We start from the raw sequence: 21,932 nt of genomic DNA on the forward strand, positions 1-21,932 counted from the left end.
ATTCGGTGGAGGTTGAGTAAATCCAAAAAGGTCCACCAGATATTCATAAATAACTGATAATAAGTTTCTTACAATAATTATTAATTGTGATTTTTTGATTAAATTAAAGCAAATTTAAGCTCAAAATTATGTCACGTCCACTTTCCCTTCTATTTTTCATCAAAAAAAGTAAAGTAAATTCTGCAGGTAAGACTACGATTTTCCTGAGAATAACACTTGACAGCCGTCGGTCAGAATTTAGCGTCCACCGAAAAGTCCACCTTGACTTGTGGAACTCTCGAACCCAACTAGTGATGGGAAACTCTGCTGATGCTCAAGAAATCAATAGACATTTAAGCGATATAAAAAATAGAATTTATTCGATTCAGAGGAATTTTGAACAGGACAAAGCTTCTTATTCCGCTTCTGATATGCGCGATGTACTATTGGGCAAGGACAAAATAAAAAAAATGCTCCTAGAAATATTCCAGGAACATAATGATGAAGTCGAAAGTCTTATAGGCAAGGGTTTCTCCCCTGGTACAGCGGAACGCTATCGCACCTGTAAAAAACACGTCACGGAATATATTAGGAAGAAGTACAAGAAAAATGATATTCCGGTCCAAGATGTGGACCACAAGTTCATTACAGGCTTCGAATACTACCTTAAAATGACCCGTAAGTGTGCGCATAACTCCGCAATTAAATATATTACCAATTTTAAAAAAATCATTCGCATAGCTTATGCGAATGATTGGATCGATAAAGACCCTTTTGTAAATTGGAAGGGAAAGCTGAAAATTGTTGAGCGTGAATTTTTAACCGAAGGGGAGATTCAACGTATTATCGATTTAAAATTTAAGATAAAACGCTTAGATCAAGTACGAGACATCTTTGTCTTTTGTTGTTTCACAGGCCTAGCCTATGCAGATGTTAAGAAACTGACCAATGCCGATATCGTAATAGGTTCAGACGGCGAGAAATGGATTAAAACCAGACGGACCAAAACCGATACTAGAAGTAATATTCCTATCTTACCCATTGCCCTGGCTATCATTGAAAAATACGAAGATGATGAGCTTTTGAAAGAAAAAGATTTGGTTCTGCCCGTACTGAGCAATCAAAAAATGAATTCGTATATTAAAGAAATTGCAGATTGCTGTGGTATTGTGAAGAACTTGACTTTCCACTTAGCCAGGCACACCTTTGCAACAACGGTGACGCTTACAAATGGGGTTCCTATAGAATCCGTTAGTAAAATGCTCGGTCATACGAATTTGCGAACCACGCAACATTACGCCAAGATTTTGGATATGAAAGTAGGAAAAGACATGGCAGTTTTAAGAAATAAGTTTATGTAAATCTTTAAAGTTGGTCTTCAAAATTTCTTTCAACCCTACTCTGAAGTTTTTTTAGATAGCCAGAAATTGGCGTGGTCAATTCTTGTTTACCTTCAATACCCTTCTCTACAAACTTTTTAGCTTGCGCTTTCCAGTTTTTGATGTTTAGACCTCCTCGTAGTTTCCAATTTTTTGATTCATAGTAGGCATAGAATTTTCTACCTTCCGTTTCCTGCCAATTATTCTCTCTAAAAAAAATTAAAACAGCCCGGCCATTTTTTGGTCTTTCCAGTTTATTTAAGTTTTCTTTTGTTTTATGTTTAAAAGAAGGTACCAGATTTTGGCCAGGTTCCGGTACGCTGCTGGCCAAATTTTGACGTGGAAGTGTCCCAGAGGTTGTACCACTACTTGTCCCGAAAATGGGAAGCCTTACTCTTGAGCCCCTTGCCGGATGAAAGGAGGGAAAGTAAACTAGATATCCCCAGTCGTTCAAATCCTTCAGATAATTGTGGTAAGTCGTTTTTGATTTGAACTTTGCCCTTTTCATTATGGCTGTCCTATTTATGGTCAAGGTCTTTTTAAAGTACTCCCTGTTCCATTTCTGGAAGAACGCCAGGTACAAGGTAATGTGCCCTTGTTTGACCCTATCGTCCTCGTTTAATTTTTCGAAGACGGCATTCAGGTGAGCGATGTAGTTCACTTTTTCCATCACATTCCCGTGATTTTGTTATCGTTATTTCTTTCTTGGTACCGTACCTGCTTTTTTTCTTTGAAGTACTTTTTCTCTACCATCATTGGCTTTTTGACCGGTTCGGTTTGTTCAAAGAGGGCATACAGCATTGCCGCCGTAGGTTTGGTCTGGGATTTTTCGATATCCTTCAGTATCGCGATCATTCCGTTCATGCGTTTCTTTATCAGCAAAGAAATCCTGTTTTCCAAGGTCTCCATCCGTGGTCCTAAATTCTCTGTCGGTGAAATTCCATTTTCTTCAAAAAAGTCCATCATCAGGAGTAATGTCATCGACTGGGACCTTGATAACATTTTACTAAATTTTCTAAAATGACCGGCTACTGAACTTTTAATCTTTAGTGTTTCAAATTCTTCTTTTTCATATCCCTTATCCATAGTTTTTAGTAAAATTGATGCCTATTCACGGCGGTTAACGATTGTTTTTACTAAAAAGCAGCGATAATCCATAGATTCAAAATATTGAATAAACCCTGTTAACCCATATAAACGTTAGGTTTATGGCAAAATCGAATAAACGAAACATAGCTTTAGCGTGTTACCCTCTTGCTATTCGATTCCTTCATTTCATTTCAGGATCTTCATACTTTCCAACTACTTTTGAAAAGCTATTTTATACGCTTGGAATATCAATATTTTTTAGTAATAAACAGAAGTTATTCAATTTTAATTGATTGACAATTAGATATTTGCGATACTTTTCGAATTCATTTTGCATGGTTTCTATTGCTATATTTTGACATTCATTTTCCTTTAAGATCAGCTACTTATTATATCTTGAGCGTATTCCTTTTCTTTTGATATGGAATGCTATATTTCCAGTTAGTTACCGCTATTTTTTATAGCAAAATAATACGGATTACCATTCATTCCAGTTTTAATCAGTTACTTCCCATAGCGCCATCGCCGTTACCTTTTCTGTAACCCTACCTAAAATTAGATTGGGTAAGAACTTATAAAAGTGAGCGTGCGAATGATTATGCAGTTCGTCCCAACTCAAATTTTAATTCTTTGTGCAGGAAAGTGTCAACGTGGTATTTGTTCTGGCGAACGTAATCCTGAATTTTAGCTCGGGAAAGTAGTGTCTCTTTCCAGCACAACGGAAAGAAGAAAATTGACTGGCAGGCGTAATAGAAAGTCAAAATTCAGGATTGTGTTCAAGACCTTTTGTAGTGAAGCGCTTTCTCCTGCAATGGAGCTTTTCGCAAAATGAAAGGGAATGTGCTGAGTGATCCTATTTGTCAATTATCTAAATTATAATCTTAGATTTATCTAATTCTAAATAAACCTGGGATTAAACATACTCGTCTAATTAAATGGAAACAGGTTTATTTGAACGTCAGAGATAAATTGTAGTGCCGTAAAAGGTTCCTTTTTAGAGAACTATCAAAATTTCTACTTGGCCTTCATCCAAAATTGGGATGAAATGTTCATTAGTGATAAAATCAAGGGATTATCAATGATTCCATTCTGTCCATATCAAAGTGGTATTCCTTGCTTTTTCTCTTGAAATCATATTCCAAGTGCAAATTGATATGCTGAGATGACATTACAGAACGGCTCCCAAACGCTTCTTTTAAACTGTCATATTCCTCTTTTATGCCCAAAGACGAAAGCCTAATGAAAAACGGATACCATACCGGAGATAAAAGAAATAAAGGAGTAAAGGAAATTAAATCTTCAGCAGGCAGATTGGATAGGGGTCGATTCTTGTATAAAAACACATGAAACAGAGTCATAAAGCGTCGGAGACTAAGCAACTCTTTCGACTTTTCCACATCTTAAAAGAAATCTTTGTCGGATGAACTGTTTATCGACTTTAATGTAAGTATTTTCCTACTTTAATTAATATTAACTAAATTTATCTTTATGAAATCAAAAGTATTGATCAAAACGATGATTTTTCTTTGCATCTCAATGATGATGTCCTGTTCCAATGGTCAAGAAAATGAAGATGTCGACCTTAATGCTCTATGTATAGAGCCTGACATACTTATTGAGCTGACCGAAGCCATTCCGGCAAAAGTAAGAGTTGTGGAAGATGGTCAGCCTTTCTTCAACGGTATCAAGACCTATTATGAAGTGGATGCTGAAACACATCTGCCCTCGTTGTTCGAAATCAATGGAGAAAAGACCATAAGGATTTTCCCAGTAAAAAAAATTAAGTCAGATGAAGGTTCAGATGTTGAAATAACAGGAAAATTAATATCGTGTCTTACTGGAGCGCATGGACTTGTGACGAACGATTACAAAGGTTTCACCCTTCTCGAAGAATAGTCATAAATATAAAAACTATGAAAAAAAAATTCCTACTAATCCTGATGTCCTTAATGTTTGCGGCTACTTATGCCCAACAGCGTATAATTGGAGGCAATAATACTACAATAGACCAGAATCCTTGGCAAATATCAATGCGAGGATCAGGTACATACCATATATTGGCTGCACGAAATCAACATATTTGCGGGGGTTCTATCTTAACTCCGGAATGGATATTGACCGCAGCCCATTGTATAACAAATTTCAACACGGGTAATGTAATCGGAGTAAATGAAATAACGATATCCGCAGGGATAACACAACGAAATGACCTCATTACCGGACAATATAGAAATGTGGCGCAGATTATTAGGCATCCCAATTACAATCCGGCAACCCAAGAAAACGATGTTGCCCTTATTAGGATTACCGCTCCGCTTAACTATAACAACGACGTATTGCCAATTCAACTAACTGATAGCGCTTTTGATGCACTGCCCGGGGGAATGGCTAGGGTGACCGGATGGGGAAATACTTTGGATGGAACCGCAACTACTCCATCAAATATTTTGCAGACACTGGATATGCCCATTATATCTAATAACTCTGCGAACAACCTTAATACTGGAAACGTTACTGTTTCAAATAATATGTTTGCGTTAAGGTTGGTAAATTCAGGCGTGTCCCGAGGGGATAGCGGAGGGCCGGCAACCGTTCTAAAAAGCAGTCAACGATTTCTTACTGGTTGTAGCAGCTGGGGCGAATCTCCAAAAGATAATAAACCGACCATATATACAAGACTGTTCAATTATAGGGGCTGGATAAGTAACAATTTACAATTACCTGATATCACTGGGAATAATTTGGTCTGTAATACCAACAGCACGTATACTTTGCAGAATGGAACCGGAAATATAACATGGACTGCATCGGGCAACATACAAATAGTATCACAAAACAATACTTCTGCTATAATAAGGGCATCTAATGCATCAACATCTGGAAGTGGGTGGTTAAGGGCAACTTCCAACAATGGATCCACATTTACGGAACGTTTAAACGTAAATCAGGTTGAGGGACAAACACCGATGTCCATTAGTATATACAGTTCAAGTAGCAACTATATTGATGTGACCATAAACGGTGGTAGCGGTAATAGCCCTTATGATTGGTATGTTAACAATTCTTTTTCACGTACAACTACTGGAAGAACAACAACATTTTATTATACGGAGAATAGTATCCGTATTGAGGTGAGAAATCAGAATACCTGTGGTACTGGTCAAGTTTCAGCTTTCTTTACAGGACCAATACCTGGGCGATACGGTTATTATCGTATAAGTCCTAATCCCGCAAGTACAACAATTACTATCTCCAAGGAGAGTGCCACATTTGGAGACTTTAAATCAGCGGAAATTGGGAATAGTGATGTTTTTGGCTACCAACTTATTGATTTAAACAACATTGAGGTTATGAATGGTAAGGGAACTTTTAATAACGAGAAGTTTGATTTAGATATAACAGCTCTTAAAAAAGGGTTGTACATACTGGAAATTGTTTCGGATAAGATAAAGGAAACCCACAAAATAATCAAGGAATAAATTTATACTATTAAAACCTTAAGAAATTTACATTTACCTAATGGACAAGTAGGGAAAGCTGAAACAATCTTATTGGTTTAAGATTCGCTAGAATATATTGCATAGCAATTTCAGATATGGATTTATCTGGGCAGAATTTCAAATGGATTTTAGAAATCGATTATATGGGTATGACAAATTGTTTATTTTCATTAGTTATTTGAAGATAAGTGCAGAATTCTGGGTCCCATAAAACGGCCGTTTTATGGGACTATCGATATTCGCGTCAAACAAATCCTTATCCAGTTCCATTTGTCGTTCTTTTTAAAAGTTCTGGTAATTCACGTTTTACGGAACTAAAAAAGTATAAACAAACGACCGTTTTTATAAACTTTTCGACTGCTTTATGATTTAAATAAACAGCGGTTCATTTTATCGGTATAATTTATTAGTTTATTTTTAGAGCTATAATTATACCATTATGCTATTCGGTTATGTAAGGGTCAGTACAAAGACCCAAAACCCCAGTTTGCAGATCGATGCCCTTTTGAAGGAAGGTGTCGCGGAGAAAAATATATACAGAGATGTTTCTTCCGGTGCAAAGGCCGAGCGCCATGATCTCGATTTGATGATTTCTAAACTTCGCGAAGGAGATACGGTTATCGTTTGGAAACTGGACCGTATCGCCAGGAGCATTTCTCACCTACTAAAATTGGTAGAGCAATTCGAAAAACTAGGCGTTAAATTCAAAAGTATCAATGACCCGTTCATCGATACGACTTCTGCACACGGCAAATTTATAATTACATTGTTTGGGGCGGTGGCTCAATTAGAAAGAGACATTATCATTGAGCGCACAACGGCCGGGCTTAAAAGTGCAAGAAGAAGGGGAATACAATTGGGCCGTAAAAAAGGACTTGGAAAAGAAGCCAAACAAAAGGCGATGTTGGCTGCATCATATTATCAAGAGAACAAATTACCTATTGTTGACATAATGAAATTGGTGGGGATAAAATCAAAGCCCACCTTATATAAATATCTGGCGATTCAAGGTAGGCGAAACTGTAAAGAATGTGGTGTTGTGTTTTGGGATCAAGAGCAGGATTTGGAGGAAGCATATTGTAAAAAACATCATAAGAAAGCTTAAACATTTTAATTCTTTAAATTTTAATAAACCTATTTTTGAATTAAGTAATTTTTAGATGAACGCAGTAGAAATAGAAGAAGCAGTATCGAAACTTGCTGGTCAACCATTTGACAGGGAAGAATTCCCCTATTCTTTTTTGGAATCTTTCGGCAATAAGGCAACAACCATAAAGCGTCTGCGTGAAGGCAACTCCAATAAATCAGAGATTAATAGCGGTGTACTTCAACGAAACAATATTCATATTGCTACTTGTGATGAGGGCAAGGTTTCGGAAACCTTAACGAAATTAAGGGGAAGCCCGGCCACTAAAAAAGCGAAGGCAAAATTCATTCTTGCGACCGATGGCAAAGATTTTCAGTCTGAAAATACTAATAGTGGTGAGACCATAGTATCGGAGTACAAAGATTTTCATGAGCATTTTGGTTTTTTCCTTGAATTGGCAGGTATAAGTACCGTAAAAGAAATCAGGGAAAGTGCTTTTGATATTAAAGCGACCGGTCGTTTAAATCGGCTCTATATAGAATTATTGCGTTCAAATCCAAACTGGGCAACAGCGGATCGTAGGCATGATATTAACCATTTTCTTGCCAGGCTAATATTTTGCTTTTTTGCAGAGGACACCAATATTTTTAGTGGTGATAATCTTTTCACAGGTACGGTACAGCAAATGAGTGCTTCCGATGCTTCTGATACGCATGAAATTATTGCTGAAATTTTTCGTACAATGGATACGAAGGTTTCCGACCGGAAAACTAAAGAAATACGTAACTGGGCAATGAAATTCCCTTATGTAAATGGGCAACTATTTTCCGGCTCTATAGACTGTCCCCAGTTTACTAAAATTGCCCGTACGTACTTGTTACATGTAGGTAATTTGGATTGGAAGAAAATCAATCCAGATATTTTCGGTTCAATGATTCAAGCTGTAGCCGATGATGACGAGCGCGGAGCGCTTGGCATGCATTATACATCGGTGCCGAATATCTTGAAAGTATTAAATCCTCTATTTCTTGATGACTTAAGGTCTCAATTGGAAGAAGCCGGTGATAATTCAAGGAAGCTGCTTAATTTACGAAAACGAATGTCTCGTATTCGTGTTTTTGACCCTGCTTGTGGCTCAGGAAATTTCCTTGTGATTGCGTATAAGGAAATACGAAAAATAGAGAATGAGATTAATATAAGACGTGGAGAACCTAATATTTCATCCGAAATTCCATTGACAAATTATAGAGGTATTGAGCTGCGGGATTTTTCAGCTGAAATAGCAAGATTAGCATTGATTATTGCAGAATTTCAATGCGATGTCCTTTACCTTGGCCAACAATTAGCCTTAGCTGAGTTTTTGCCTTTAGACGCTCAGAATTGGATTACTAAAGGTGATGCTTTAGAAGTCAATTGGCTTTCTGTATGCCCGCCAACGGGAACAGGAGTTAAACTTGTTGGGGAGGATTTATTTAGCACCCCTTTAAAGCAAGCAGAAATCGATTTTGAGAACGAAGGTGGCGAAACCTACATATGCGGAAATCCACCATATTTGGGAAGTAAAAAACAGGAAGGTTTTCAAAAACGTCTTATGAGAGAAACCTTTAGTAAATATACAAAAGGTTGGAAACCTCTAGACTATGTTTCTGCTTGGCTTATGAAAGCGACTGAATATGGTAAGCATACCAATACAGCCACTGCACTTGTTACAACAAATTCTATATGTCAGGGACAGCAAGTTGCAATTTTATGGCCTCTTATATTGAAAACAGGACACGAAATATTTTTTGCCCATACTTCATTTAAGTGGTCAAATTTGGCAAGCCACAATGCAGGTGTTACAGTGGTGATAGTTGGGATTAAAAAAAATGTAAAAGGTAAGAGAATAATTTTTGAACTTGATGAAAGTAAACAAACCATTTCACGAGATGTAGAAAATATAAATCCATATTTAATTTCTGGAGAGAACACTTTCGTATATGGTTTAAGAGAGCAAATAAGTAACCTGCCAAAAATGAGTAGGGGTAACTCTCCCACAGATGGCGGTCATCTATTACTGGATGCTAATGACATCGACGAGTTGGGTTTGACAAAAGAGCAGCAAAATAAATTTATTAGACCTTTTGTAGGTTCATATGAGCTGATTCGAGGGATACATCGTTATTGCATTTGGATTGAAGATGACCAACTGAACGAAGCCTTAAAAATTCCTTCATTCTCTAAAAGAATTGAAAAAGTAAAATCATTTCGTTTAGGTAGTTCGAAAAAATCTACAGTTACAGCTGCAGACTGGGCGTATAGATTTGATGAGAGAAAGCCGTTGCCTGATAGCCCAATTATTTGTGTGCCGGTCACAACATCAGAAAATAGAGATTATTTACCTGCGGGATTATTAAATAGAAAGACTGCAATCTCAAACTCTTCTTTTGGGATGCCCTGTTCAGATTTATGGGCTTTTTCTTTAGTGGTATCTCGAATGAATCTATCTTGGGTAGCAACTGTTTGTTCAAGAATGAGGACGGATTATCGTTTCACAAATACACTTGCATGGAATACTTTCCCCGTGCCTAAATTGACAACCAAAAATAAAGAAGATTTGACTTCATCTGCTGAGGAAATTTTAATTGCAAGAGAACGCCATTTCCCTGCAAGCATTGCTGATTTATATAATCCTGAAAAAATGCCGCAAGACCTTAAGCGTGCACACGAACGTAATGACGAAGTTTTGGAACGCATCTATATAGGTCGTCGGTTTAAGAATGATACGGAGCGCCTAGAAAAACTTTTTGAACTGTACACCCAAATGACTTCGAAAGAAAAAGCTTTATGAAAGAAACTAAAATAATACCATCGGTTACCGTGAACTATAAAAGTACAGGTAACTCTATAAAATCTAATGAGTTGGGTATGCGTGCTATGCAAGAGCGTGCTTATGAAAAGAGAGGAGAACAGTATCTTTTGATAAAGTCACCACCGGCATCGGGTAAAAGCCGCGCATTAATGTTTATAGCACTTGATAAACTTAATAATCAAGGGATAAAACAGGCTATCATAGCTGTACCGGAAAAGTCCATTGGTTCTAGTTTTGCAAATGAACCGCTTTCAAAATTTGGCTTTTATCATGATTGGTTTGTAGAACCCAAATGGAATCTTTGTAATGCACCAGGAGAAGATGGTAGTAAGGTCAATTCTGTGAAATCTTTTTTAGAAAGCAAGGACAAGGTTTTAGTCTGTACGCACGCCACGTTTCGTTTTGCTATAGATCGTCTGGGAATAGAAGTCTTTGACGACCGATTAATCGCAATTGATGAATTTCATCATGTTAGTGCCGATGAGAATAATGTTCTTGGAACGCAACTTAAGCAACTGGTAGAACGTGATAAAATACATATTGTAGCCATGACCGGTTCGTATTTTAGGGGGGATGCCAACCCCGTTTTAATGCCCGATGATGAAGCCAAATTTGATACCGTCACCTATACCTATTATGAACAGCTTAATGGTTACGAGCATTTAAAAACATTAAATATTGGGTATTATTTCTATAGTGGTGCCTATGCAGATGAGATTCTAGATGTTTTAAACCCTAATGAAAAGACCATTATTCATATTCCTAATGTGAATTCCCGTGAGAGTATGGGCGATAAAATAAAGGAGGTTGAACATATCATCCATGAACTGGGAGAATGGCAAGGCATTGATTCAAAAACAGGTTTTCATTTGGTCAAAACCAAAGATGGTAACATCTTAAAAATTGCCGATTTAGTTGACGATGACGCAACAAAGCGAAATAGAGTATCTGCCGCATTAAAGATGCCAGAAGCAAAAAAGAATCGAGATCATGTCGATATAATTATTGCACTAGGTATGGCCAAAGAAGGTTTTGACTGGATTTGGTGTGAGCATGCGCTAACAATCGGTTACCGATCTAGTCTAACTGAAATCGTGCAAATTATAGGTCGTGCCACTCGTGACGCACCTAACAAAACTCAGTCAAGATTTACAAACCTTATTGCAGAACCAGATGCATCTGAGGATGCTGTAACAGATGCCGTTAACGATACGCTAAAAGCTATTTCCGCTAGTTTATTGATGGAACAAGTGCTTGCGCCAAGATTTAATTTCACCCCTAAGAATCCGCAAAGCGAACCGGTAAAAGGTTATGATTACGGTGAAGAAGGTTATAATCCGGATAAGGAGAATGTCGGTTTTAACGAAGAAACAGGACAATTTCAAATTGAGATTAAAGGACTTACTGAACTAAAAAGTAAAGATGCACAGCGTATTTGCAAGGAAGATTTAAATGAAGTAATCGCTGCCTTTGTTCAAGATAAGCAAACCATAGAAAGGGGCATGTTTGACGAAGAGTTAGTGCCTGAGGAATTAACCCAGATTAGAATGGGGAAAATTATAAAAGATAAATATCCTGATTTAGATGAGGGAGATATTGAATCGGTAAGGCAGCACGCCATTGCCGCACTAAATATAACCCAAAAGGCAAAGGAAATTGTCAATGGAGAAAGTGGGATTGGCGAAAAAGCGAATACCGCTTTAATTGATGGTGTGCGTAAGTTCGCAATGGATGTTCGCGAACTGGATGTGGATTGGATTGATAGTATTAATCCTTTTAGTGAAGCGTATTCGATTCTCGCTAAGTCAATGAACGAAAGTAGTCTAAAAGCAATGGCGGAAGTCATATCGGCCAGAAAACAGAATATATCCTTAGACGAAGCTAGAGACCTAGCGAAACGAGCATTGAAATTTAAGAAAGAACGGGGAAGATTACCAGATATAAAATCTGCAGATCCTTGGGAGCAAAGAATGGCACAAGGCATAGCTGTTCTCGCCCGATTAAAATCTGAAAGTAATGGCTGAAAATAATAAATTTACGGATGAGGATGATGCGCTTTTAGCTGAACTAGGTATAGAAGTTGAAGTTAAAAAGGTTCAGCAATATAATACGAAAGAACAGCGTATTATCGCTGGTTTTGAGGAGATTTTAAATTTTGTAGAGGAGCATGGCAGGATGCCTGAGCATGGAGAGAACAATGATATTTTTGAAAGACTCTATGCTGTTAGGCTAGACAAAATAAATAGTTCGGACGAGTGCTTTGAATTACTGGAACCTTTTGATACTAAAAACTTGTTAAGGCAAGGGGAGAAAATAGAGGAAATCTCAAATGATATTGATGACGAAGAATTACTAAAACAACTTGGTGTAGATATAGATGCAGATAAGTCTATCACCAAATTAAAACATGTAAAAACCCGTGCTGAAAAAAAAGCAGCCGAAGAGATTGCCAATAGAACACGATGTGAGGATTTTGAAAAATTCAAGCATCTATTTGAACAAATAAAAAAGGAAATTGATTCAGGGTTAAGGGAAACTGTTCGGTTTCGCAAGGATGCTGGATTTACCAAAACAACATTGAAGCAAGCCCAATTTTTAATCGTGGGAGGCCAAATTGCGCTAATAGCAGAAATAGGAGAATCATTTAAAGCGCCAAATGGAGAAGAGGATTCGCGTCTAAGAGTAATATATTCAAATGGCACCGAGAGTAATATTTTATTGAGGTCATTGATTAGAGCTATGTATAAAGATGAAACAAGTAGATTTATAACTGATCCTGGTTTAGGACCGCTCTTTTCTGGAGAAGTAAATGAAGATGATCAGGAAAGCGGAACTATTTATGTATTACGCAGCCTATCCAATCATCCAATGGTTCAAGAAAATAAGGATGTTGTCCATAAAATTGGTGTAACAGGGGGAGATGTTAAGAAACGAACATACAATGCGAAAAACGACCCTACGTTTCTAATGGCAGATGTAGAGATTGTAGCAACTTATAAATTAGCTAATATTAATCGGGTCAAACTTGAAAAGGTCATTCACAAATTTTTCAATACCGCAAAGTTAAATATTGAAATTAAGGACCGTTTTGGAAAGCCTGTAAAACCAGATGAATGGTTTTTAGTGCCAATCTTCATTATTGACGAAATGGTAGAAAAAATTAAAGATGGTAGTGTTAGTGATTATTATTATGATATAGCTTCTGCCTCTATAAAAAGAATGAATTAGGATTGTATGTGTCGATTAAAATATTTTATAATATTTATCAATTCAAAGCACCAGTTTTATTGCTAAAAAACAGTAATTACACTTTATAAAATATTAGATGAAAAAGGCCCAAGTAAGATTTAACATTTTTAATTTTAATCCTTACAATAGCAGTGCTAAAAGCAAGGATTCTTTAACTATTTTAAAAGAAGCTATTCAACATATAAACGATGAAAAGACTCAAAGACAAAAAGCAATAGTTATTGACAGGCACGACAATAGACAAGATTCAGAATCTCGAAGGTTATTTGTTAGTAGTGCGGCGTATATTCTAAAAGATAAAGTTTTCAAATTTAGAATCGCCCTAATTAAGGATTACCAAAATGGTGGTGTAATCCCGAAACTTAGAGCTCTAATAAACGATGCATTAAGAAGCTTTCAGAAAAGCAGCGATACTCCTTTGAACTTTTCAGGAGTAACAGTAGGGATGTTGAAATAATGACTTTTGATGAATTACAAACCCTAATGAAAAACAAATACCACTGCACAGCAATGGGCATATTGCATAGCTTCCTAACGTCAGCTACGACAACATACCCGGAATGTTCTGCTTCATGTTGAGAACCGTAAAAAAAACTAAAATTTGATGAATGTCACATTTACTCTCTGAAATATCAATTAAAAACTACAAGTCAATTATTAATGAAAGTTTTGAACTTTCAGCTTTTACACCATTTGTTGGATATAATAATGCAGGGAAATCTAATATGCTGGAAGCTATAAAATGGTTATTGAGAAAATCTGCTTTGGCGGAAACTGCATTTTATAATAAAACAGAAGCAGTAGAAATGGAAGGTAAAATTTCGGGTATTTCAGAAACCATACTTGAACAATTACCTGAAAATCAAAGAACTTCTATCCAACCATTTTTATTTACAGATTCACTTTATATAAAGCGAGTTCAAGCACAACCAGGAATTCCTGCTGGCCAAATTCGATTGCTAGTTAAAGACCCTTCAAATGTTGGGAGCCCCAATGAGTGGCATGCTAACCCTACCGGATTAGACCAAGCTTTGCAAGCATTATTTCCTGACCCAATTCAAATAGGAGCAATGGAAAACTCAGAGGAAGATGTAAGCAAGAGTAAAAACACCACAACAATTGGCAAACTTCTCTCTGAAATAATTGGCCCTATTCAGGCAAGCTATAGCACCCAAGTTCAGACTGCTTTAAACGGAATAAAAGAACTTCTTGATGTAGATGGAACTTCAAGGGCAACCGAGCTTAATGATTTTGATATCGCAGTAAGTGAAAAAGTTGAATCCTTCTTCCCAGGCGTGAATATCAAAGTTCATGTTCCTACACCTGAACTCAAAGAAGTTTTCTCAAAAGGAACTATTAAAGTTTTTGAAAACTTAAACCCAGATGGTCGAGATGTTTCCGCATTAGGACATGGGGCACAACGTTCAATTCAAATGGCTTTAGTTCGGCATTTGGCTGATATTAAAAGAGAATCAGGAGAGCAAGCATCGAATACAATCCTACTGATTGACGAGCCTGAATTATACCTACATCCACAAGCTATAGAAGTTTTAAGAGATGCTCTCAAAACTCTATCAACACAAGGTTATCAAGTAATTTTCTCAACGCATTCACCTTTTATGATTACCTCAAAGGATGTTGAGAATACTTTATTAATTCGGAAAAACGTCACACAGGGAACTCATAAAAGAAATTCACTAAAAACTGCAATAGCTACGGTTGCTTCTGCGCATCCAAGCCAACTTGCAATTGTGTTCTCACTTAGCAACTCATCAAACATACTTTTTTCAGAAAGAGTAATTCTTGCCGAAGGCAAAACGGAAAATAGACTTCTTCCAAAAATCATCCAAAAAGTAACAGGCAAAACTTTGGGACTTTTAAAAACTGCATTAGTACCAATGGATGGTTCGGGAAGCACAAGAAAAACCATTGAAGTATTATCTGCAATGGCAATTCCAACCAAAGCGATAGTTGACCTTGATTATGCCTTAAAAGAAGGAGAATCTCAGGGGTTTCTTTCAACAGGCGATACAGATGTAGCAGCAATAAAAGCTCATTTAGCTACAATTGCTCCAACTTATTCAATCAATTTGAATAATGGTTGGCCTACAAAATCAGGCAGTGATTTAACAGCGGCGCAAGCATTTGCTTTGTTGGCTCAAGAAGCAACAATTCAAGGAAACTTAGCATCACTAAAAACAAAAATGCAAACCGCAGGCGTTTATATTTGGACAAAAGGAACAATAGAAAGTCATTTAGGCGGAATTCCAAAAAATGAAATGGGTTGGGCTAATTTCAATGCAAGGCTAGAAAGTGAAGAATTAAAAGTGATTTTACCTAATGACCATTCAGAAATAGTAGATTTAGTTGCGTGGATAACTGCATAAAAAACAAGTACTAAAGATGAATGACGATTATAAAGATGAATTTTTACTAAGACTTAAGAAAAGTGCTTTATATAAAGCTTTGGTTAATAAATGTTCTGAAAAAGATTCAGATGTTATTACCCTTGTTCAAAATACTACCTCCTATGCCTTTCAAAGAACCAAAACAATAATTAGGCATATGGGAGAATTTACTCTACACGATGGGGACCATTTGTTTAGAGTATTGCATTTAATGGAAAGACTAATTCCTGAAGAAACCATAATAAAACTATCAAGCCCTGAACTACTTCTACTTATTACAAGTGCGTTCTTCCATGATATTGGAATGGCTCCTGATGAAAAAGAAGTTTTAACTTGGAAAAAGATATGGGATTTTAACCCAACATTAGATGATGATGAGATTGCTGATTTTAATGATTTCAAAAGGTTTTTTAATTCAAGACCTGAAGATGAAAAAAAATTAAAGGACTTATCTTTAAAAGGACAAACCTCTCAGGTTGAACTTATAAAGTCATATTTAATTACCGAATACATTCGACAAACTCATGCAGATAGAGCAAGAGATATCATTGAAAAAGATTGGACAGATAAAATCATTTTTCGAGAAACAGACTTAACTGTTGAGTTAGCTCAAATTTGCTATAGTCATAATGAAGATGCTTTAAAATTATTAGACTTAGATAAAAACGTTTTATGTGGTTCTGAAATTTATGCTTGTCTACCCTTAGTTGGAGTGATTTTAAGACTTGCAGATATTCTTGATTTTGATGGCAAAAGAACTCCTTCCATATTATTCTCACATCTTTATGTTAGAAATCCAATATCAGTAAAGGAATGGAATAAACATCGAGCAGTAGAAGCTTGGGAAATCACACCTGAATTAGTGCAGTTTAGTGCCAAATGTTCTCATCCAGTAATTGAAGCTTCGATTCATGAATTTTGTTCAATGATTGATAACGAGCTTAGTCTTTCAAATAATATAATATCGACCTTAAATGACTTTCACTTTGCAAAAGAACGTGACTTACATATTAAATTACCACTTAAGGTAAATAGAGAAAAAATAAGAACTAAGACGGATATAAAGAATAAACCAATTTATATATATAAAGACACTAAATTCAATTTGAGCAAGACTCAGGTAATTGAACTATTAATGGGCACTAAACTGTATGGCAATCCAGAAGTTGCCTTAAGGGAGTTAATTCAAAATTCAATTGATGCTTGTTTATTGAGGCAAGCTCAAGAGAAGGAATGGGGTAATTTATATGTACCTAGAATCTCCGTTAAATACTTTACCGAAAATGGAGAAAACATTTTAGAAGTAATTGATAATGGCACTGGAATGGATGAGTATATTATAGATAATTATTATTCTAAAATAGGTTCTTCATTCTACAAGTCAAAAGATTTTTATACTCTTAAAGCAGAATCAAATGCGGAGTTTTATCCAACTTCTAGATTTGGAATTGGAATACTTTCTTGTTTTATGATTTCTGATGTATTAATTGTAGATACTAAGAGAATATATGGACCTCACAAATCAAGTAATCCGTTAAATCTAACTGTTGAAGGTCAAGAAAGCATCTTCTGGATTAAAGATGGGCATAGGGAGAAGCCAGGAACCACTACTCGACTAATACTGAGAAAAAACAAGAATCCTTGGGAGGATATGAAAGATGATAAGTTTATCCAAAACGTTGAAAATGTAATTCCTAACCCTCCATTCGAAATTGATATTGAAACAACTACACATAAAAAAATAAGGAACCAGAATAGTTTTAAAGAAATGACTTCTTACTCTCTGAAAGATTATTCTTGGAATGAAAATGAAAACATAAAATTTATCGAAATTGATATTGACCGTACTGATATAGGAATTCTTGGCTCTGCAACAGTTGCTATTTTGGAAAGTCAAGATAAGCCAGTAGAAAGTATTGAATTAAATTCTAGAGATATAGAAGTTGAAGGACAGACTTATACTCTAGAACGAGAATTGAAAATTGAGATCAATTCTATCGAGGAAACTTCGAAGTCGATAACAATTAGTGACGATGGTGAAATTAGAACTGATGACTCATCTAATACTTTAGCAAAATCCAAATCCAAATTATCTTTACATGGAATCGAAATACCGTCTACCCTTTTTCCAGAAACTTGGAGAATGAAGAACAATCAGGTGAAAATAGTTTGGCCATTTCCATTGATATTGGTAATTGACATTTTGGGAGAACGAGACTTAGATTTAAATTCCCCTAGAACAGAAATTATAATAAGCGATAAATGGACTGATTTCGAAGAAAATCTAGCAAATATTATTTGTGTGGGAATTAAAAGTTCAGTTTCAAAAGAATATTGGCACGAATTATTGGAGATTTTTGATACAGCAAAAAGTAGTGATAATTTCAAAAGAGCAGTTAAAGAATTTAAATAAAGCACAACAGTGTATAAACAATAGTCGAAACAGTAATAGGCTAAAGGCTTTTGGCTCGTGTCGAACTTGGTGCTTAACAGAAAGTTTAGTACTTCGTAATTTTCAAATACTTAACTTTAGGAAAGTTCAAATAAAGGATGGTTTAACGATGCTAGATGCAATTGGACCTTATGAAGTTTTAAGGAATATTTCAAATGCCGAGGTACTATTTGTTGCTGAAAAAAAAGGTGAAATTACAGCTGATTCTAAATTTGTTCATCTCAATGCAAAATTTGGAATAGACGAGATTAATGAGGCAGATATTTTAGTTATTCCAGGTTCAGCCATAACCTTTTTAAGAGAAATCAACAATGTAAAAGTGATGGAGTGGATAAAAAAAATTAACCAAACTACACTTTGGACAACTTCTGTATGTTCAGGCTCAATAATTCTTGCTTCAACTGGACTATTGAACGGATTAGAAGCTACTTCACATTGGAAACCTATGGAATTATTGAAAAAGTTTGGGGCTGTTCCAAAAGCGGAAAGATTTGTAGAACAAGACAAGTATATTACAGCCGCAGGAGTTTCAACGGGTATTGATATGGCTTTGTATTTATGTAATAAAATTGTTGGCGAAGCCAAGACCAAGGCTATTCAGCTCTTTATTGAATATGACCCTAAACCGATTTACAAATCTGGAAATTATTCAACTGCTGAAAAAAATGTTATTGAAGAAGCTGAGTTTATTTTGCTTGAGGAAGCCAAAAAGGAACCTGAATTATTTGAAGAGATAAAAGGGGAAATATAAAAAACTATGTACAACACTGGTAAGCGTTGCACAAGCCATTGATCAGCAACAAATACGATCGATATAAGCCTCTTAAAAGGGCTTTATTATAGCCTGTTAGTAGTTGAACGTCAATTTTTAAATTCCAAAAGAGTCGTCACTAAGAACGAGAGATTTTTCTACGATCCGGCTTAAATATAAATTCATTCCTATCGGTTTTGGTAATATCGCTTCTCCAAGGCTTACACAAAATTTCTGATAGACTTTGTCTAAGAGTCTTCATATCATTTGGTTTTTTTAAATAGAGATTAGCACCTAAGTTATAAGTATCAATAACATCGCGCTCGCTATCAGAGGTGGAAAGGATAATTACAGGAAGCTTATTAGCCGTATAGGATAACCTAAGTTTTCGTAAGCATTCTTTACCGTTCATAACCGGCATGTTCAAATCCAGGAAAATAAGATCCGGTGATTCCTTCTCGCAGCTATCCAGATGTTCAATTAAATCTGCACCATTTTCAAATTGTAGGACTTGTAAGGAGGTATCCAGGCTACCGAGTGCATCTATAAAAAACTCACAATCGTCTTGGTCGTCATCCGTCAAGGCAATAATTAGTTTTGCTGAAACCATACTATAAATTGTTTAAATATGTTAGTATTCCTAAATTTCAATTTTGTATCGTGAAAATGTTTCACGGCCCATTCTTAATTATAAATAATCGCATTGGATAAATTCGTATTTAAAACAATCGAAGCCGAGACTGGATTAGCCTATCTAAAGAACTAATTCCCAATCAGATCTTCCATTCATAGAACGTAGACGAACAGTGAACAGCAAAATTTTAGTTAAAGTTAAATTTAAATTTAATAATTACAAATAATTTCTTTTTAGTGGGTCGAATTTTTCATAATGTTAACCTAATTAATTAAAAAAAAAGTCCTGTACCTTCGAATTATCCACATTTACCTTATTGAAATGATTGTATCTATTTTATATAATTTCGCCATTACACACCAGTCTGGATTTTTGTCAGGTATAATATGTAGAGTATGATAAAGTTTTTAAGACCACAATCGAAGCTTTTTAAGCAAATCATGGAAGGAAGCTTTCACTTGGTTATTACAATTGAAAATTCATGTTACAGACGAAATCCGCATAACATTATTTCTCCCCATAATCCGGTTTGCTTGATTTTCGGTATCCGCTCGGTCCTATGCAAAATATCAAACAACAAAGAAAAATGGGCTAAACTCGTACACCGAATGACGGGCAATTTCGCTCAGGTTACCATATGATTTGAAAATGTGGTTGGCTTGCCCTGTGCTTAAGTTGGAAACATACTATGTACCAAATTTCCGAAGAGTAGTTATCCCGTTTCTTGAGGCTATTCCCAAATGAACGCATTTCTATCTTCACCCCTAAATTTTCTTAAAGGTTTTCCATAACATAACTCCAACAATGAAGAAATTCGAGATAGTTCCGCTTTGGTCAGCGCCTCTACTAGTTTGAATCTTATCAGTACTATCGAACTCCTGTCTGAGCCGTCAACATATTGAGAACCATACTTTCTATTAAAAATTTATTACAAATTTTTTGTTGTTATTTGAACATATTGGCGAAGCAAATTTTACGTATTGGATATAATCCGCTAAGATAACGGTAAAGTTGTTTGGAAACTTTATTAAATAGTGCCCGCAATCCATGAATACTGTAATTTTTGATCTACTGACTTTTGAATATAGATATATTCTCTTACTATAAAAAGAAGTAATAGAAGGATTTATGACATATTGGTCTATAAAAAAAGGATCAATTGTCATGATGTCAGAGATTTACAATTAAATTGTAACTTTATGCAACAAATGTTCTATGGTTGTTACACTCGTTATTATTTATCAAACTTAAAGTCTAGATTAAGTATGAGTTTACATCGTTTGGCCAAAAACCTGGTTTCAGTTTTAAAAAATAACAACAATCATGAATTCTATGGATAAAAACAACGACAGAAAGATAACAGATCGAATAGAGGATAACCAATCATTGATCAATGACCTTTTCGCTCTACTGTTAACGAAGGATAGATTGACCGAAGATATTACTGAAAATATCAATCATGAATTAGGGGATTTAAAGCGAGGTGTGGGTTCAGGTTTTGCCAGTTGCGTTCAAACTGGTCAGATGAAATCCGTTCTAATTGAAAATCTGGCGTTAAGGGAAGAATTGGCGCTAGCCGAACGAACCTTGTCTGACTTTAAGAAAATTTTGGAAAATAGGGATAGACTTTTTTCAATCATCGCCCATGATCTGAGGGGTCCAGCCAATAATATCGTATGTATTGTCGATACACTTGGAGAAAGTATTGAAAATAACGGTTATTCTAAAATGTCCAGACCTATCGAACTGTTGTCAAGGTCCGCATATTCGATGAAGCATCTGCTTGACAATCTTTTGAATTGGGCCAGACTTCAAGGTGGAAAAATAATCTTTTCCCCTAAAGAAATCGAGATCATTCCTTTAATATATGAAAGTGTGGAAATAGTATCGGCGACCGCACTTTTAAAGAAAATCGTTATCCAGGTTGACCAAACCAATAGTGCCAGATTAATGGCGGATGAATCGATGCTTAAGGTTATACTTTATAACCTACTCTCCAACAGTATAAAATTCACATATTCTGGGGGGCTCATAACAATTAGGATATGGATAGCGGATGGTTCTTGCCGAATCAGTATCAAGGACAATGGAATCGGTATGGACGATGAAATGTGCGCCAATCTATTTATTGACACCAATGCCGTATCGCGATACGGTACAAACGGGGAACCCGGATCGGGACTGGGCCTTAGGCTCTGTAAGGATTTCATCGATCTTCATTGCGGTGGAATCGAAGTCAGTAGCAAACTGGGAAGCGGAAGTAAGTTCATTATTTCGTTGCCGATTAAAGGAAAGGATACAACGAAAAACAATAAGGCCCATTAAATATTGTGGAGATAAATCGAATTATCGCGGGGAGCTTTGCTTTTACCACAAGTCGACCAATCCGACGATTGCCTGAAAATTTGAAGGAAGTTTTTAAAGGCTAACGGATTAAATGGCATTTTATTTATTCCATGCCATATAGTCAAGTTAGTGATTTTTTTGTTGTAAAGTAATTATTAAGGTTCATTATGATCGAACGGGGCTAAGATCAAAGAGCACGTTAATTTT

16 protein-coding genes are annotated in these 21,932 nt (G+C 35.9%); 12 read left to right on the forward strand and 4 right to left on the reverse strand.

What is annotated here, in order from left to right; all coding sequences use genetic code 11:
* Positions 1–128 precede the first annotated feature (128 nt).
* Positions 129–1,340: a site-specific integrase gene (locus DCS95_RS18355; protein WP_027066583.1), complete on the forward strand. Its 1,212-nt coding sequence runs from the start codon at positions 129–131 to the stop codon at positions 1,338–1,340.
* 4 nt (positions 1,341–1,344) lie between these two features.
* On the opposite strand, the gene DCS95_RS18360 is transcribed toward DCS95_RS18355, so the two are convergent.
* From DCS95_RS18360 to DCS95_RS20355, 3 genes are all read right to left on the reverse strand, one after another.
* Complete coding sequence (locus tag DCS95_RS18360; protein WP_116772255.1) at positions 1,345–2,028, reverse strand: hypothetical protein; 684 nt, start codon at positions 2,026–2,028, stop codon at positions 1,345–1,347.
* Positions 2,028–2,444: a BfmA/BtgA family mobilization protein gene (locus DCS95_RS18365; RefSeq protein WP_027066584.1), complete on the reverse strand. Its 417-nt coding sequence runs from the start codon at positions 2,442–2,444 to the stop codon at positions 2,028–2,030. Before DCS95_RS18365 ends, DCS95_RS18360 begins: the two co-directional genes overlap by 1 nt.
* Positions 2,445–3,511: 1,067 nt before the next feature.
* Positions 3,512–3,805 carry a hypothetical protein gene (locus DCS95_RS20355; RefSeq protein ID WP_164674239.1) on the reverse strand — a complete coding sequence of 98 codons (294 nt, stop codon included), beginning with the start codon at positions 3,803–3,805 and terminating at the stop codon, positions 3,512–3,514.
* Positions 3,806–3,983: 178 nt separating this feature from the next.
* Here DCS95_RS20355 and DCS95_RS18370 point away from each other — a divergent pair, with 178 nt between their 5' ends.
* The 10 genes from DCS95_RS18370 to DCS95_RS18415 all read left to right on the forward strand — a co-directional run bounded on the left by DCS95_RS18370 (position 3,984) and on the right by DCS95_RS18415 (position 18,745).
* On the forward strand, positions 3,984–4,343 hold the full coding sequence (locus DCS95_RS18370) for a hypothetical protein (RefSeq protein ID WP_027066585.1): 360 nt from the start codon (positions 3,984–3,986) through the stop codon (positions 4,341–4,343).
* Between the two features lie 17 nt (positions 4,344–4,360).
* The gene (locus tag DCS95_RS18375) at positions 4,361–5,926 is read left to right on the forward strand and encodes a trypsin-like serine protease (RefSeq protein ID WP_027066586.1); all 1,566 of its coding nucleotides are present in this window, start codon (positions 4,361–4,363) and stop codon (positions 5,924–5,926) included.
* A 460-nt stretch (positions 5,927–6,386) separates the two neighbouring features.
* Complete coding sequence (locus tag DCS95_RS18380; RefSeq protein ID WP_116772256.1) at positions 6,387–7,052, forward strand: recombinase family protein; 666 nt, start codon at positions 6,387–6,389, stop codon at positions 7,050–7,052.
* Between the two features lie 55 nt (positions 7,053–7,107).
* Entirely contained in the window at positions 7,108–9,864 is a 2,757-nt protein-coding gene (locus tag DCS95_RS18385; RefSeq protein ID WP_116772257.1) for a class I SAM-dependent DNA methyltransferase, read from the forward strand.
* Positions 9,861–11,909, forward strand: a complete 2,049-nt coding sequence (locus DCS95_RS18390) for a DEAD/DEAH box helicase (protein WP_116772258.1) — start codon at positions 9,861–9,863, stop codon at positions 11,907–11,909. Before DCS95_RS18385 ends, DCS95_RS18390 begins: the two co-directional genes overlap by 4 nt.
* The gene (locus DCS95_RS18395; protein WP_116772259.1) at positions 11,902–13,113 is read left to right on the forward strand and encodes a GIY-YIG nuclease family protein; all 1,212 of its coding nucleotides are present in this window, start codon (positions 11,902–11,904) and stop codon (positions 13,111–13,113) included. The genes DCS95_RS18390 and DCS95_RS18395 overlap by 8 nt, the downstream gene beginning before the upstream one ends.
* A 97-nt stretch (positions 13,114–13,210) precedes the next feature.
* On the forward strand, positions 13,211–13,591 hold the full coding sequence (locus tag DCS95_RS18400; protein WP_116772260.1) for a hypothetical protein: 381 nt from the start codon (positions 13,211–13,213) through the stop codon (positions 13,589–13,591).
* Between the two features lie 151 nt (positions 13,592–13,742).
* Positions 13,743–15,521: an ATP-dependent nuclease gene (locus tag DCS95_RS18405; protein ID WP_116772261.1), complete on the forward strand. Its 1,779-nt coding sequence runs from the start codon at positions 13,743–13,745 to the stop codon at positions 15,519–15,521.
* A 16-nt stretch (positions 15,522–15,537) separates the two neighbouring features.
* Entirely contained in the window at positions 15,538–17,955 is a 2,418-nt protein-coding gene (locus DCS95_RS18410; RefSeq protein WP_116772262.1) for an HD domain-containing protein, read from the forward strand.
* Entirely contained in the window at positions 17,900–18,745 is an 846-nt protein-coding gene (locus DCS95_RS18415; protein WP_244178492.1) for a DJ-1/PfpI family protein, read from the forward strand. The genes DCS95_RS18410 and DCS95_RS18415 overlap by 56 nt, the downstream gene beginning before the upstream one ends.
* A 139-nt stretch (positions 18,746–18,884) precedes the next feature.
* Here DCS95_RS18415 and DCS95_RS18420 read toward each other — a convergent pair whose 3' ends face one another.
* Positions 18,885–19,355 (reverse strand): response regulator, encoded by a 471-nt coding sequence (locus tag DCS95_RS18420; RefSeq protein ID WP_116772264.1) that lies wholly within the window; start codon positions 19,353–19,355, stop codon positions 18,885–18,887.
* A 1,347-nt stretch (positions 19,356–20,702) separates the two neighbouring features.
* Here DCS95_RS18420 and DCS95_RS18425 point away from each other — a divergent pair.
* Positions 20,703–21,704: a sensor histidine kinase gene (locus DCS95_RS18425; protein ID WP_116772265.1), complete on the forward strand. Its 1,002-nt coding sequence runs from the start codon at positions 20,703–20,705 to the stop codon at positions 21,702–21,704.
* Positions 21,705–21,932 lie beyond the last annotated feature (228 nt).

The organism is Maribacter litoralis (assembly GCF_003075045.1).
In the GTDB taxonomy this organism is placed as follows: domain Bacteria; phylum Bacteroidota; class Bacteroidia; order Flavobacteriales; family Flavobacteriaceae; genus Maribacter; species Maribacter litoralis.